Below are 15,823 nucleotides of genomic sequence, written 5' to 3'. Positions count from 1 at the left end.
ATTTAATAAGGGCTTATTTAATGTTCAGCGGCAGGTACACGCCGAAGGTGATATTCCGGCCCGGGTTCCAAACGCCGTAGGTAGGGTCTTCTTGCGAAAGCCGGCCCGGGCGCAAACGGTTCAGGGCATCATAATAGCGTTTGTTGGTTAAGTTATTGCCCGAGGCATATATTTTCAGTTGCTGGTTGCCAATTTTAAATGTAGTTCCGATACCTGCATTTAAAAGCGTATAGGCATTGGTTGGGGTTTCAAACACCGGATCAATGCGGTATTGCTTGAAAAAGTTATCTATACCCACAAATGCATAAAAATTGGTGAGGCCTTTAATATCTGGTTCAAACCGCAGCGTATTGTGCACTACCCCTGCCGGAATGAGCGGCAGTGGTTTATCAAAACTGGTATTGCGGGCATGGGTGTAACCAAATGTATTATCCAAATGCAAAAACTTGGTAGGGTGAAGGTTTAAACTTCCTTCAACACCATACAAGTTAGCATTTACCTGACCGTAGCGGTATACATCCAATACCTGCGGATTGCCGTTTTCATCCAACTCTGTACGGGTATCGCCTTTAGCGCCCGAGGCATAAATGTAATTATGGATATAATTCTCATAAATGCCGATGCTGCCGGTAATGATGCTTTTGTCAAACTCCAATGTGGCATCGGCTTGGTAGCTGCGCTCGGGTGAAAGGTTGGCATTACCGATTTCAAAACGGGTAGTACCCTCGTGCGCACCGTTAGAGCCTAATTCGGCAGGGTTAGGCGCACGGAAGGCAGAACCCGCGTTGGCTTTAAAATTTAGATACTCATTAAAGATGTGGGTATAACCCAATGCGCCGCTGATGTTGCCGAAGTTGTTTTTAAAGCCAGGGAACTGCTCCGCGCCTTCTACAAACAACTGCTTGCCTTGGTTATTTACATAATCAAACCGTAAACCGGCATTGAAGGTGCTTTGGTTCCAGCTTTTTTTAATGTAACCAAAAGCGCCGGCAGAAAATTGGTCATACGCCGGAATCAGAAATTCAGTTCCTTTATTGATGCTGTGCTCTTGGCTGCCGCTCAACCCAATAATAGGCTGCCATCCGTTTTGCTCAGGTAGGTAATATTTAGCATCCAATGAATATGTATTCAGATCGAAAAATAAAGCGGGTGTGGGTTCGTCCAGCTCACGGCGCTGGTTCTTCTGGTAGCCCAAATCCAGTTTTAATGAGCCACTGCCAATAATGAAATTATTATTTAAGGCTACTTTATAGTGGCGGATATCCTGGCGGGGAAAATCCAGCGTACGGGTTTTGTCTTGGGTATACAGCGGATCGCCGGGTTCGGAATCATAAAAACCGATGTTGTTTTTAAAATACTCCAGGTTTAAATGCGAGTAGCCCCACTCTTTGTTTAGGCCCAGCATACCGCTCAGGCTGGTGTTGTTGTAACCGCTGTTAAAATAATAACCGTCTGGTGTTTTAAAGTTGTAGGCATTCTGGTAAGAACCACGGCCACGCCATACAAAACCATTTTCGTTACCGGTTAGCATCAGCGAATTATTGGTTAAGCCGTTATTGGTTGAGTAGCTGGATACCACCTCGCCTTTGATATGGCCTTCGGCCGGGGTAAGCGGCTCTAAAATATTAATTACACCACCAATGGCATCCGAACCGTATAGTAAAGAAGCCGCGCCGCGCAGTACTTCTACACGGTCGGCCTGATTTTGGTCTATTTCTACACCGTGTTCATCGCCCCATTGCTGGCCCTGCTGCTTTACACCGTCATTTACCGTAACTACCCGGTTATATCCTAAACCTCTGATGATGGGTTTTGAAATGCCGGGGCCGGTAGTGATCTGGCTTACGCCGGGTACCTGCCGGGCTAAGGCGTCAATTAAGTTGGTAGGCGCTGCTTGCAGCAATTGGTCTTTATGCACCACATCGGCCGAGGTGCTGTTTGATTTACTGCTGCCGCCAATGGGTGTACCGGTAATTACCACCTCGCGTGTTTCAACAATACTACGCTTTAGGCTGAAGGTAATAGGCTCGCGCGATGAAAAGTCAACAGATTGGGTTAGGGTTTGGTAACCGATAAATTGTACCTGTACCACAAAACGGCCGCGCTGCGGGATAGAAGGAAAAGTAAATTGCCCATCTGCATTGGTAGCAGTAGATAGCCGAAGTTCTGGAATAATAACGGTAGCGCCGGGCAGGGTTTGTTTATTATCGGCATCAATTACACGGCCGGTAAAATTTATAACGTGGGCCAATGCGGTAAGCTTAATCAGCATCAACAGCATTAGGCCTGAGATCTTAAGTTTCATTTTTAAAATTTGTAAATAGCTTAAATAAGATAATGCTACTGAAGCATCATCAATTCAAAAAAACAAGGAATACGAAAAATTAAACGGAATACTTAAGCTACAGGTGGCGCCCGTCCGGAAGCCAGTACCAGGCCGATAGGCACAAAGTCCTGCTCGCTGGCCACAAAGTGAAAATAAGAAGTACTGTACAATACCGGCAGCTGTGTTTGCACGCCGGGCAGCATTACGTTGTGGTGCATGGCATCACACAAATCGCAACGTTCTTTTACTGTGGGCGGAAAGGGCTTTTTGTTAACTACTATCGCATGTACCTTGGCATGGTGCTGGTGTGCATACACCATGTACTGGCCGGCCACAAAGCACAGCAGCAGTATCCATGAGAAAGCGATATGTAGTTTACCTGATTTCAAACCTAAACCTTACGGGTAACAGTTATGCTGTTGCAAAAATAGGCATCCATTTCATAACATCAGGGTAAAAAAGTAACAATACTGTTAGCTTACGCCTGCAAAGCCATCTTTTACCTGTATTTTTGCCCTGAAATGACCCCTGCCGAAGTAAATAAGAGGTTTGCCGACCTGCAACAACGCATTGCTGCCGATTTTGACAGCGATATTCCCGACCTGAAAGTACTGCTCTTCTTGATTGGTGTGCAGGAACTGGGCCAGGGGCCCAAAAAGTTCAACAAGCGACAAAAAGAAGAGCTGATGCATATTGCCAACTGCAAGCTGTTCAGTCAGCTGGGCTTTTACGAGTTGGAAGGGCAGGACCAGGACGGCTGGCCGCACTGGAAACTGGTAAAACCTATCCCTGCCTATACCCTGCTGGAGCAGGAAATGCTGATGAAAACGCTGATTGTGAATTATTTTGAAGAAATGGAAAGTTAGTTCTTCTATTTCTCCAGCAATGTCATGCTGAGCGGCAGCGAAGCACCTGTACTTATATTCTTCTCTTTTATTTTTTTAAAGCACTACCATTGTCACCCTGAGCTCCGTCGAAGGGAGAGTTGCACGGGCGTTCAGAGGCGTGGCCAGTGCACCCATGCTTCGAGTGCCTCAGCATGACAGCGCAAGTTATTGGCTTAATACAAAACTCAGTTTCTTCAACATCGCATCTTTTTTCTATATTTCACTTCATGAAAAAACTTTTTACTATCCTTCTGCTCCTGTTTACTTTTAGCGCCACGTACGCCAAGCCGCCTAAAAACCAGTATGTGCGTATGAAAACCAGTTACGGTGAAGTGATCATCAGGCTATATAACCAAACGCCGCAGCACCGCGATAATTTTATTAAACTGGCTAAACAGGGTTTTTATAACGGCACGCTGTTTCACCGGGTAATACAAAACTTCATGATTCAGGGTGGCGACCCGGATTCGAAAAAATCCAAGCCGGGTGCAGAACTGGGCAATGGTGATGTAGGTTATACGGTACCTGCCGAATTTAATGATAGCCTGTTTCACAAACGAGGCGTATTGGCGGCTGCACGCGATGATAACCCTAAAAAAGCCAGCAGTGGATGCCAGTTTTATATTGTAGAAGGCCGTCGTTTTACCTCCGGCCGTTTAGATACCTTAGAACAAACCCGCTTGACAGGCCATACAATACCCGCATGGCAGCGCAACTGGTATACCTCAGTAGGCGGCGTGCCGCACTTAGACCAAAATTATACCGTATATGGTGAAGTGGTAACCGGTATTGATATGGTAGACCGCATTGCTGCCGTCAAAAAAGACAGCCGCGACCGCCCGATGGAAGATATACCGATGACGGTGGAAGTATTGAGCAAGAAAGAATGTAAGGCAATGGATAAACTGTTAAGGCTGTAAGGCTTTAACAGTTTAAAGTCAGTACAAAAAAATGAAACTTTAATAAGAACCTGTTTGGCGTAAGCCAACTTCAGGAGCATTCATATTTCTCACCGGGGTATCATAAGCAATACCTGTAGTTAATGCTGTAAACTGGTCTTGAGTTTGAATTAAATCGCGTTGCAAGGTATTTACGCTTTGTTTAAAAGCGGTAGCGCCGTTTTTAACGGCTTGCAGGCGGGCTTGGTTAATTGCAGCTTGTTGCCTCATCTCGTCAATCAGCTGCTTCAGGTATTCGGCTTTCACGGACGTAATTGTTTTGTATTTAGCTGTGAACAAAAGTCATTCCATGTTAAGCCAGTGTTAGCTGTATTTGTGTATTTCAGCCATTAGCTGCATCTGGCATCAATAGCATATCTTAAAAACTGTTCAGTTAATACATCAGCGGCGTGTACATTGTACATAAATGTGTGCAATTTTAAATTCGCGTAAACACTTTTTCAAGCCCGTACCAATTGCTTAATTTGTATGGGAATTTTCTCTCCCGAAATACGATTTAAACTGATGAAAATCATAACCTATAATGTAAACGGCATCCGTTCGGCCATGAGTAAAAACTGGCTGAGCTGGCTACAGGCCTCTGATGCCGATGTGGTATGTTTACAGGAAATTAAGGCTTCGCCTGATGTAATTACCGATTTGCACCTGTTAGAGGTATTGGGCTACCAGCACTACTGGTACCCGGCCGAAAAGAAAGGTTATAGTGGTACAGCCATTTTAACCAAACATACACCCAGGCATGTAGAATACGGCTGCGGCATTCCCGAATTTGACCGCGAAGGCCGTAACATCCGGGTAGATTTTGAGGATATTTCGGTAATGAGCGTTTATTTCCCCTCTGGTTCGAGCGGCGATGAGCGGCAAACGTTTAAGTATGGCTTTTTAGACCAGTTTGGCGAATACCTGAACCAGTTGAAATGGGCTTACCCAAACCTGGTGGTATGCGGGGATTATAACATTTGCCATAAGCCGATTGATATTCATAACCCTAAATCAAACGCCAACTCCTCCGGCTTTTTACCCGAAGAGCGTGCATGGATGGATAAATTTATAGACAATGGTTTTGTAGATACCTTCAGGCATGTAAACCCTGAGCCGCACAATTATACCTGGTGGAGCTTTCGCGCCGGGGCTCGTGGCAAAAACTTAGGCTGGCGTATTGATTATATTATGGTAACCAAAGAATTGGAAAAGCACATCAAACGCGCCTCCATTTTGCCGGAAGCCAAACACTCCGACCATTGCCCGGTGCTGGTAGAGTTGAGCCCTGTTGAAGGGAGATAGAGTCAAGAGCCGAGAATCAAGAACCAAGAGGAGCTCCAAATAAAAAGAGAAAGGACAAAAGACGAAGGGTGTAATTCCTTTATCTTTTGTCCTTTCTCTTTCTATCATTTATCTAAAAGTCTTGACTCTTGATTCTCGGCTCTTGACTCTCTCTTCTACTCTCTTTCCCGCTCCATGTAATCCTGTACAATATCAATGGCATCATCCACGGCATCGCTTAGTGTGGTAATAAAGGCACCAGGCTTGGCCAGGTCGATAGCGTATTTAATGGCATCGGTTTTACTATCCATTATTTCATAAGGAAAATCAGGATTCACGGATTTGATGCCTTCTGCCATTAGCCCAATGATGTTTTCTTTGGTACGGCCGCGCAGGTGGTTTTCCTGCCGTAGCAAAATATGGTCGAACATCGTAGCCGCAATAGCCCCCAGTTCGCGGATGTCATCGTCGCGGCGGTCGCCGGTGCCGGCAATCAAGCCTATTTTCTGAGGCGAATCCACATGGCTTAAAAATTCTTTGATGCCATTGTAACCGTCGGGATTATGGGCAAAATCCACCATAAATTTAAACTCTTTAAACTGGAAGATGTTCATCCGCCCCGGCGTTTGTGCTACCGAAGGTACAAAGGTGCCCAGGGCATTTTTAATGTCTTCTATTTTAAAACCATATACATAAGCCGCTAAAGTAGCTGCCAGTACATTCTCCACCATAAATGGCAAAGTACCGCCAAACGTAAGCGGAATATAGCCCAGGCGCTGCACTCTGATTTTCCAGTCACCTTTTTTAATCGTCACATAACCGTTTTCACTGATGCAGGCAATGCCGCCTTTCTGGCAATGGGCTTTAATTACCGGGTTATCCTCAAAGCGACTGAAGTAGGCAATATTGCAGTAAGCTTTTTTACCAATTCGTACACAGTGTTCATTATCGGCATTCAATACACCCCAGCCATCTTTTTTCACAGCGTTAATCACTACGCTTTTCACACGGGCCAGGTCATCCAGGGTATGAATATCGGCTATGCCCAAGTGATCGGGCTGTATGTTGGTAATTACCCCTACATCGCAATGCCCAAAACCGAGGCCGGAGCGTAGTATACCGCCGCGGGCAGTTTCCAGCACGGCAAAGTCAACTGTGGGGTCTTTCAAAATAAACTCGGTACTCATGGGGCCGGTGGTATCACCCTCCAGCATCATGGTATTTTGCACGTAAATACCGTCTGACGTGGTATAGCCTACCCGGTAGCCATTATTGCGCACAATATGGGCAATTAAACGGGTTGTGGTGGTTTTGCCATTGGTGCCCGTAGTCGCAATAATAGGTATGCGCGAAGATTGACCTTGTGGGTACAGCATGTCAATCACATGGCCCGCTACGTTACGCGGCAGCCCCTCACTTGGGGCAATGTGCATCCGGAAGCCGGGTGCTGCATTTACTTCCAGTATCACACCACCGGTATCAGTCAACGGCTCAGTCAGGTTTTGCGCCATAATATCAATACCGCAAATATCCAGGCCGATGACGCGCGAAATACGCTCGCACAAAAACACATTGTGCGGATGCACCTGGTCGGTTACATCAATTGAGGTACCACCGGTGCTCAGGTTAGCGGTTGATTTCAGGTAAACCACCTCATCTTTCTCCGGCACAGTTTCCAGCGTATAACCTTTTTTGGTGAGCAGGTCCATGGTATCGCGGTCAATGCTTATTTCGGTCAGCACGTTTTCGTGCCCAAAGCCACGCCGCGGGTCTTCATTTTCTTTGTCAATCAGTTGCTGCACGGTTAATATACCATCGCCTACCACGTGGGCAGGCTGGCGCTGGGCGGCGGCCACCATTTTATTATCAATCACCAACACCCGGAAATCATAACCGGTGATGAATTTTTCAACAATTACCTTGCGCGATATTTTTGCGGCATGTTCAAAAGCGGCAATGGCTTCTTCTGTAGTTTTTACGTTGATGGTAGCACCGCGGCCATGATTGCCATCCAAGGGTTTAAATACCAGCGGGAAACCTACTTTGCGTATGGCTTCGGGTACCTGTGAGGCTGAAGTAATGGTAATACCTTTAGCTACCGGAATGGCTTGCTCCTGTAAAATGCGTTTGGTTTCATCTTTGTTGCCAGCCAGGTCCACCGCTATGCTGCTGGTGTTCTCCGTCATGGTGGCGCGTATGCGCTTTTGGTTTTTGCCATAACCCAGTTGTACCAATGATTGGTTGTTCAGCCTGATCCACGGGATATTGCGGCTGATGGCTTCTTCTACAATAGAGCCGGTACTTGGGCCTAAACGGGTACGCTCCCGTATTTCCTTCATTTGTTGAATATCCTTGTCCAACTCATATTCGGTACCGTTAATTAAGGCTTCAGCAATGCGCACGGCGGCTTCAGCAGCATAAATGCCTACCTTTTCTTCCACGTAGTTAAATACCACATTGTACACACCTTCGGTTTTGGTTTGGCGGGTACGGCCATAGCCGGTATCCATACCAGCCAGGGTTTGTATCTCCAGCGCAATGTGTTCAATCACATGTCCCATCCAGGTGCCCGATTTTACCCGCTCAAAAAAGCCGCCCGGTACACCCGGCGAACAGCGGTGATTGTACAGGCTGGGTATCAGTGCCTGCATCCGTTCAAGAAAGCCTTCTATAGTGTTAGTAGGCCGGTGCTCCAGTTCTTCCAGATTCAGCCGCATTTGAATCAGCTTTTTCCGGCTTACGCTCCAGATGTTGGGGCCGCGCAGCACCTGTATATTTTCAATTTTCATAAATAGCTTAATGGGATGTTTAGAATGTGATTTTCTGTTTCCTAATCTAACAATTGTAACAATACAATGAAACTTTTGGTGTTGTAATTCAATATTTTTAATAAAAAATAGCGTTTTTATCACATTTTCTATTAATTTGTAAATAGCAATAGCAAGGAGCAGTAAATAATGAACGTCCCGAAAGGTAAATTAATCATCATAGGCGGTGCGGTAGATATGGGTAGCGGCATCAGCGACCAGGAGCACATCCTGCATCCCAACTATATTAAGTTTTTCGAAAAGGGTATCCTACGTCGCATCATCACCGAATCGGCGCATCAAGAGGGTTCATTAGTAGAGGTTATCACCACAGCCTCGCAAATACCCGAACTGGTAGGCGCTGAGTATATCAAATCCTTCCACCAGCTGAATGTTCCCAATGTAAACGTGCTCGATATCCGCAGCCGCGAAGATGCCATGAGCCCGGAGGTACTGGAACGCATCCGTAAAGCCGATGTGGTGATGTTTAGCGGGGGCGACCAACTGCGCCTGAGTTCTATTTTCGGCGGAACTGAATTTTTGCAGATATTGAAGCGCCGTTATTGCCATGAAAACTTTGTAGTAGCCGGTACCTCAGCCGGTGCAGCTGCGGCCTCGTCCAACATGATTTACCGCGGCCAGAGCAGCGATGCCCTGGTAAAGGGCGAAGTACAAATTACTGCCGGCTTGGGCTTTATTGACTCGGTAATTATTGATACCCACTTTGTGCAGCGCGGGCGCATTGGGCGTTTGTTTTATGCGGTAGCTACCAACCCCGGTCTGCTGGGCATTGGTTTGGGCGAAGATGCCGGCCTGCTGATTACCGAAGGCAACTGCATGGAAGCCATTGGCTCGGGCTTAACCATTTTGGTGGATGGCCGGGGCATTGTGCGCACCAATATTTACGAGGTAGAAATGGGCGCACCGGTATCTATTGAAAACCTGAAGGTGCACGTGCTTTCTATTTATGATAAATATGACCTGCACCAGCAGCGTTTAGTGATTAAAAATGAAGTAAAGGTAGAAGAAGGGGTTTACATACAGGTGCCGGACCAGAACGATTTGCAATAGGGCCTCTTCCCGGCTCTCTCCCAAGCGTGTAGGAGATTAAATTAGCTGAAAATATACTAATTGCACAGAATGCCATACCTTTGTGGCAACCAAAATAACACCTAATGAAACTCATCATCCACGGCGGTTTTTTCAGCGAATCGGGTACTAATCAGGAAATAAAAGAAGCGAAGCAGGAAGCTTTAAAAACCCTTGTTGAAGCAGGGTATAACTTTTTACAGCACCATACTGCGGCCGAAACGGTGGTATTCACCGTGAGCTTGCTTGAAGATAGCGACCTGTTTAATGCCGGTACCGGCTCGCAAATACAAAGCGATGGTAAAATACGCCTGAGCGCTGCATTAATGGATGGCAAAACCCAACGGTTTTCGGGTGTAATTAATGTGGAAGACATTAAAAACCCTATACAGGTAGCCGAAAAGCTGATGGTGGTGGATGACCGTGTACTGGGTGGCGAAGGTGCCCAGCAATTTGCGCGCGATCATGGCTTTGAGTATTATAACCCCGAGATACCGCAGCGCCGTGAGGAGTACAATAAAAAATTAAGCGATTCTATTCGCCTGGGTACTGTAGGTTGCGTGGCTTTAGATGCGCAGGGTAATCTGGCTGCCGGCACCTCAACCGGTGGCAAAGGTTTTGAAATTCCGGGCCGGGTAAGTGATTCAGCCACTGTGGCCGGCAATTATGCCAATGCGCATGCGGCTATTTCCTGCACCGGTGTAGGCGAGGATATTGTAAGCGGGGCCATTGCTGCCAAGGTAGTTACCCGCGTTACCGATGGCATGGCCCTAACCCAGGCCGGCGATAAAACCCTGCAGGAATTAAAACCTTATGACGGCTTTGCAGGCATCATTGCGCTGTCGGCCACTGGCGAAGTTTACCATGCCGATACTCACCCTTATATGGTATGGGCTCTGCATGACGGGCAGGTGCAGGTTTTTGAATAAATGACAATTTGAGGATTGCAACTTTCGTGAAAGTATAGCTATATTTACATACTGATTAATTTAATTAATTAAACCCGCGTAAGTATTCGATGAAACGTTTATCCTTGTTGTTATTGTGCGCCTGCATTAGTTATTCTGCTTCGGCACAATTTGCTTTTTTTAAAAAACGTACCCACCTGCCCGATTTAAATCCGGCACATGGCTTAGTTTATAAATTGCCTAAAAACAAGGTAATCCGGCCAAGGTTATATGCCACTTCGGTGGGCCGCAGCGATTACAACCTGGAGCTGGCCGAAGCACAGGTAATGAAAACGGCCCAGCACAATATGCGGTTCCGTATTTACGATGTAGCCAGCTATAACTTCAGCGATTTGGCCCAGTTGTACATGCAGCAAAACCGCCTGTCAGAAGCCAAATGGTTCTTTCTGCAAAGTAATAATATTTCTCGCAATCAAAATAACCACAGGCTTACCATTGCCAACCTGTTGCAGTTAGCCAATATTAAAGCCACTATTGGCGATTTTGTACTGGCCCAGCAGGATTTACTGGAAGCCCGGGAGATTGCCAGCAACAATGGTTACTTAAATAATGTGCTGGATATTGAAAAGCGTTTGAACAGTTTGCAGCGCAGCCGCTTCGTATCAGTTCGTACCGATTTACGGTATGATGATGCGTTGCAAACGGTAGCTGTGAATTAAGTTTTTTCACCCCAACTTTTTCTGACTTGTCATTTCGACCGTAGGGAGAAACTCTCTACAAATAACGAGGCTTCCTTTTGTCACCCTGAGCTCCGTCGAAGGGTAGTTGCAGAAACGTTCATTGGAGCGGCCTGTGCACCCATGCTTCGAGTGCCTCAGCATGACACAAGGCAGTTGATGTTAAGCAGTTTTTATTGCTTGCTATCGTGATAGCATAAGCACTTACAGTATGTTTCGCATACCATATCTATTCTATTCATATTCAGTCAACTCCCTTGCCTGCTCAGGCCGATATAATTGTCAGTGCTAAAACATTATTTGTAATATTGTTATTTCCTATAGAGAGACATCTTTGCAGATGTCTCTTATTTTTTACATTAGCAAATTCATACTATAGGCACACGTATTGATGTTTAATACATATCCGGATTTAAAAGAAGTGAAAAACATGTTAAAGAATGTATACCTGATGATGATGCTGGGCGCTGCGCTGGCCTGTAAGGCATCTCCATCGCATCCTAAAAAAGTAGAAGGCTCTACCGATTTGCAGCCCGACCAGCAGCAAAGCGTGGTGGCCAAAGAAGTAGCGTCATTAATATCAAACTACAATTACAAAAAGGTTCCGCTTAATGATTCCATATCGGCCGTTATTTACGATCGTTTTATCAAAGCATTAGACGAAAATCACAACTATCTGCTGGCATCGGATATCAAGGACTTTGATAAATATAAAACTGCGTTGGATGATGACCTGAAAGCGGGTAACCTCAACAATGTGTTTTACATCTTCAACGTTTATCAAAAGCGCTACCTGGAAAGGGTGCGTTACTCGCTGGCGCAGTTAGGCAAAAATTACGATTTCACTTCTAACGAAACCTTCACTTACGACCGTGACAACCAGCCTTGGATCGCCTCGGAGAGTGAAATGAACGAGCTGTGGAACAAGCGCGTAAAGTATGACCTGCTGAACCTGAAGCTGGCTACGCCGGATATGACCAAGAACAAGGAAACGCTGAAAAAACGTTACAATAACCTGCTTTCTCAAGCCAACAAGCTTTCAAATCAGGATGTGTTCCAGGTATTCATGAACTCCTTTACCGAAGCTATCGATCCGCATACCAATTACTTTAACCCGGCCAATGCAGCCCAGTTCAATATTGAAATGTCGCGTTCGTTAGAAGGTATTGGCGCTTCGCTGAATTCAGAAAACGAATATGTAACCATTAAAAGCATTGTGGCCGGTGGTCCGGCGGATAAAAGCCGTCAGATTAATGTGGATGACCGAATTATTGGCGTAGCGCAAGGTGCCAATGGTGAGTTTACTGATATTGTAGGCTGGCGTACAGATAATGCCATCACCTTAATTCGTGGCGCAAAAGGTACCATTGTACGCCTTAAAATTCTGCCCAAAGGCAAAGGCGCTTCTGATAAGCCAAAGATTGTGGAAATGGTGCGCGAAAAAATTGTGCTGAAAGATCAATTGGCTAAAAAGGAAATTCGCACATATAACGTAAATGGCAAAACGGTAAAAATCGGTATCATTAATGTGCCTGCATTTTACCTCGACTTTAATGCTTACCGTGCCAATGACCCGAACTACCAAAGTACCACCCGCGATGTGCGCAAAATATTAGATACCCTGAAACGTGAAAACGTAGACGGCGTAGTGATGGATTTACGCCAGAATGGCGGCGGCTCACTGATGGAAGCCATTGAACTAACAGGCCTGTTCATTAAAACCGGCCCGGTAGTGCAGGTGCGCGATACCCGCAACCGCGTAGAAGTAGATGAGGACGAAGACCCGGCTATTGCCTGGACTGGCCCAATGGCTGTACTGGTTGACCGCTTTAGTGCTTCTGCATCAGAAATATTCTCAGGCGCTATTCAGGATTATGGCCGTGGCCTCATCTTGGGTACGCAAACCTATGGTAAAGGCACTGTGCAAAGCGCTATCGAGCTTGACCGCGTTATTAGCCCCTCTGTACGCGATATGTTCTCTAACCTTACCGGCGGTAAAGTGGGTGGCAGCAGCAAAACTACAGCTACCGGCAGCCAAACCAAATTCGGCCAGTTAAACTTAACCATGGCAAAGTTTTACCGCATCAGTGGTAGTTCTACCCAGCATAAGGGTGTAATGCCGGATATTTCTTTCCCGTCTGTTATTCCGCTGGATAAATATGGTGAAGATACTGAACCGTCTGCCCTGCCATTTGATATGATACAGCGCAGCAACTATACTAAAGCTGGCGATTTAACCGGTGTGGTGCCGCAACTCACTAAACTGCATGAGCAGCGTATGGCTAATAATGTGAATTATAAATATATGTTGGAAGACATTGCTGAAATTAAAAAGCGCGAAGCTGAAAAAAGCATTACGCTGAACGAGCAGCAATTGAAACAGCAACGTGATGCTGATGATGCCCGCACGCTGGAGCATGACAACCTGCGCCGTGCCGCATTAGGCTTATCACCGCTCAAAAAAGGTCAAACCCGTCCTAAAAACGAGGATTTGGACTTTTTGAAAATTGAAGCTGGCCAAATTTTGACAGATTATATCAATTTGGGTAAACCCAATAATCTGACCAATAATATGGTGGGCAGTAATTAATCGGCTTATAAATGCAATATAGTGCGTTCCAGTTGTGGTGCGTACGGATACAACAAAAGGGGCAGTTTCTAAAAGGGAACTGCCCCTTTTGTTGTAAATCATACTGCTTTAATGACTAATTGGTAACCACAACCGGAACTGTAGTAATGCTGGTGAACTTTTATTAAGTTTGAACATTGCATGAAAACATTTCCAATTTATAAAAAGGCGTTGGCTTGCACCTTAGCAGCAACTGCCCTGGCTTTAAGCGCTTATACTATTGAACGGCTCACCAACGATCCGGTATTTGACAATCTTGATACCTCGGTGCGGCCGCAGGATAACTTTTTTCAGTATGCCAATGGTGGCTGGCTGAAACGCAACCCTATACCTGCGGCTTACGCCAGCTGGGGGATTGGCAATGTGGTGAATGAGGATATCCGTAACCGACTAAAAAAAATTAACGAGGATGCCCTGAACGCTCATGCCGCCCAGGGTACTGCCACCCAAAAAATAGGTGATTTTTATTATAGCGGCCTGGATAGCGCCGCCATCGAAAAACAGGGTCTTGCCCCGGTAAAGGCACAGTTGGATGCCATTGAGGCCGCTAAAGATGTAAACGGTATTTTATACGCAGCAGCTTATCTCACTACCTACGGTTCGCGCAACTTCATTAGCGCCGGGGTAGGGCAGGATGATAAGAACAGCAGTAAAATGATGCTGCAAATGGGACAAGGCGGCCTGGGCTTGCCCAATCGCGATTATTATTTTAAAACGGATGCCCGCACTACCCGCATCCGTAATGATTATCAAACGGCCTATCTGCCCAACATGATGAAGCTGTCGGGCCTCAGTGCAGCGCAGGCCTCAGCCTATGCGGCAAGTGTGTATAAAATTGAAAAGTTTTTGGCCGACAGCAACCGCAAGTTGGAGGACCTGCGCGACCCTTACCGCAACTATAACAAAATGCCGGTAGCGCAATTGAATAAACTGACGCCGCTCATCAACTGGCCTACCGTATTCAAAAACTTGGAATACAAAACGGTAGATACTGTGATTGTGGGTCAGCCCGAATATTACCGCGCGGTAAATACTGCACTGCAAACCTTTAATGTTAATGATTGGAAAGCTTACCTGCGCGCCAAAGTATTAACTGCCAATGCCGCCTATTTAACACAGGCATTAAATGATGAAAACTTCCGTTTTACGGGTACCGTGCTGGCCGGCCGTAAAGAGCAATTGCCGCGCTGGAAACGAGTATTGGATACCGAGAGCAGCCTGATGGGCGAACTGCTGGGGCAACTGTTTGTGAAAGAATATTTTCCGGCCGCTACCAAAGCCCGCTACGTAACTATGGTGGCCAATATGCGTACCGCCTACCGCGAGCATATTGAAAAACTGGATTGGATGAGCCCAGCTACCAAGAAAAAAGCTTTGGAAAAGCTGAATACCATTCACCCCAAGGTAGGTTACCCGGATAAATGGAAAGATTTTTCTACGCTGACCATCACCCGTACTTCATATGATGGTAATGTGCTGCAGGCGCGCCACTGGGCCTACCTGAAAAATGTAAACAAGCTGGGCAAACCGGTTGACCGCACCGAATGGAGCATGACACCGCAAACTTACAATGCCTATTACAATCCATCTAACAACGAGATTGTACTGCCTGCTGCCCAGTTCCTTATCCCCGGCGCTAAGGATAGCGAGGTGGATGATGCCGTGGTATACGGTTATGCCGCTGCTTCTACCATTGGCCACGAGATGACCCATGGTTTTGACGATGAAGGTCGCCAGTATGATGCCCAGGGTAACCTGAAAGGTTGGTGGACACCGCAGGATTCGGTAAAGTTTACCGCCCGTGCGCAAATGCTGATCGATCAGTTTAATAATTTTGTAGTGCTCGATAGCCTTCATGTAAACGGCAAAGCCACCTTAGGCGAAAATATTGCTGATTTAGGCGGTATTGCTATTGGTTTAAGTGCCTTTGAAAAAACAGCGCAATATAAAACAGGTAAACCCATCAACGGCTTAACCCCGTTGCAGCGTTTCTTTTTAGGCTATGCCTTAGGCTGGCTGGGTCAAACCCGTAACGAGGCACTGGCTAACCAGATTTTAACCGATGTACATTCTCCCGGCTTTTTACGTGTGAACGGGCCATTTATGGATACTCCGGAGTTCTATAAAGCGTTTAACATCAAGCCTGGCGATAAAATGTGGCTTGATCCGGCCAAGCGGGTGAGGATTTGGTAGGTGAATGTGCAAATATGCAGATGTG

The 15,823-nt window shown here is 46.2% G+C and carries 12 protein-coding genes; 8 read left to right on the top strand and 4 right to left on the bottom strand.

Annotation, left to right across the window (positions count from 1 at the left end):
* Positions 1-13 precede the first annotated feature (13 nt).
* Entirely contained in the window at positions 14-2,305 is a 2,292-nt protein-coding gene (locus tag ACYVNW_RS13105) for a TonB-dependent receptor (RefSeq protein WP_460680325.1), read from the bottom strand.
* 92 nt (positions 2,306-2,397) lie between these two features.
* Positions 2,398-2,715 (bottom strand): hypothetical protein, encoded by a 318-nt coding sequence (locus tag ACYVNW_RS13100; protein ID WP_460680324.1) that lies wholly within the window; start codon positions 2,713-2,715, stop codon positions 2,398-2,400.
* A 132-nt stretch (positions 2,716-2,847) separates the two neighbouring features.
* Between ACYVNW_RS13100 and ACYVNW_RS13095 the strand changes: the two genes are divergently transcribed.
* Complete coding sequence (locus ACYVNW_RS13095; protein ID WP_460680323.1) at positions 2,848-3,192, top strand: hypothetical protein; 345 nt, start codon at positions 2,848-2,850, stop codon at positions 3,190-3,192.
* Positions 3,193-3,440: 248 nt separating this feature from the next.
* Entirely contained in the window at positions 3,441-4,133 is a 693-nt protein-coding gene (locus ACYVNW_RS13090) for a peptidylprolyl isomerase (RefSeq protein WP_460680322.1), read from the top strand.
* Between the two features lie 39 nt (positions 4,134-4,172).
* On the opposite strand, the gene ACYVNW_RS13085 is transcribed toward ACYVNW_RS13090, so the two are convergent.
* A complete protein-coding gene (locus tag ACYVNW_RS13085) occupies positions 4,173-4,418 on the bottom strand; it encodes a hypothetical protein (protein WP_460680321.1) in 246 nt (81 codons plus the stop codon).
* A 258-nt stretch (positions 4,419-4,676) separates the two neighbouring features.
* Here ACYVNW_RS13085 and ACYVNW_RS13080 point away from each other — a divergent pair, with 258 nt between their 5' ends.
* Positions 4,677-5,456: an exodeoxyribonuclease III gene (locus ACYVNW_RS13080; protein WP_460680320.1), complete on the top strand. Its 780-nt coding sequence runs from the start codon at positions 4,677-4,679 to the stop codon at positions 5,454-5,456.
* A gap of 155 nt (positions 5,457-5,611) precedes the next feature.
* Here ACYVNW_RS13080 and cphA read toward each other — a convergent pair whose 3' ends face one another.
* Positions 5,612-8,224, bottom strand: coding sequence for a cyanophycin synthetase (cphA, locus tag ACYVNW_RS13075; RefSeq protein ID WP_460680319.1), 2,613 nt, complete (start codon positions 8,222-8,224; stop codon positions 5,612-5,614).
* A gap of 168 nt (positions 8,225-8,392) precedes the next feature.
* Between cphA and ACYVNW_RS13070 the strand changes: the two genes are divergently transcribed.
* The 5 genes from ACYVNW_RS13070 to ACYVNW_RS13050 all read left to right on the top strand — a co-directional run bounded on the left by ACYVNW_RS13070 (position 8,393) and on the right by ACYVNW_RS13050 (position 15,798).
* Complete coding sequence (locus tag ACYVNW_RS13070; protein ID WP_460680318.1) at positions 8,393-9,313, top strand: cyanophycinase; 921 nt, start codon at positions 8,393-8,395, stop codon at positions 9,311-9,313.
* A gap of 104 nt (positions 9,314-9,417) precedes the next feature.
* The gene (locus ACYVNW_RS13065; protein WP_460680317.1) at positions 9,418-10,260 is read left to right on the top strand and encodes an isoaspartyl peptidase/L-asparaginase; all 843 of its coding nucleotides are present in this window, start codon (positions 9,418-9,420) and stop codon (positions 10,258-10,260) included.
* 89 nt (positions 10,261-10,349) lie between these two features.
* Positions 10,350-10,958 carry a hypothetical protein gene (locus ACYVNW_RS13060; protein ID WP_460680316.1) on the top strand — a complete coding sequence of 203 codons (609 nt, stop codon included), beginning with the start codon at positions 10,350-10,352 and terminating at the stop codon, positions 10,956-10,958.
* A 448-nt stretch (positions 10,959-11,406) separates the two neighbouring features.
* Positions 11,407-13,566: a carboxy terminal-processing peptidase gene (locus tag ACYVNW_RS13055; RefSeq protein ID WP_460680315.1), complete on the top strand. Its 2,160-nt coding sequence runs from the start codon at positions 11,407-11,409 to the stop codon at positions 13,564-13,566.
* A 180-nt stretch (positions 13,567-13,746) separates the two neighbouring features.
* Positions 13,747-15,798 (top strand): M13 family metallopeptidase, encoded by a 2,052-nt coding sequence (locus ACYVNW_RS13050; protein ID WP_460680314.1) that lies wholly within the window; start codon positions 13,747-13,749, stop codon positions 15,796-15,798.
* Positions 15,799-15,823 lie beyond the last annotated feature (25 nt).

This window comes from Mucilaginibacter koreensis, assembly GCF_054783355.1.
Note: the sequence above shows the minus strand (reverse complement) of the source record. Positions and strands in the feature narration are given on the sequence as shown.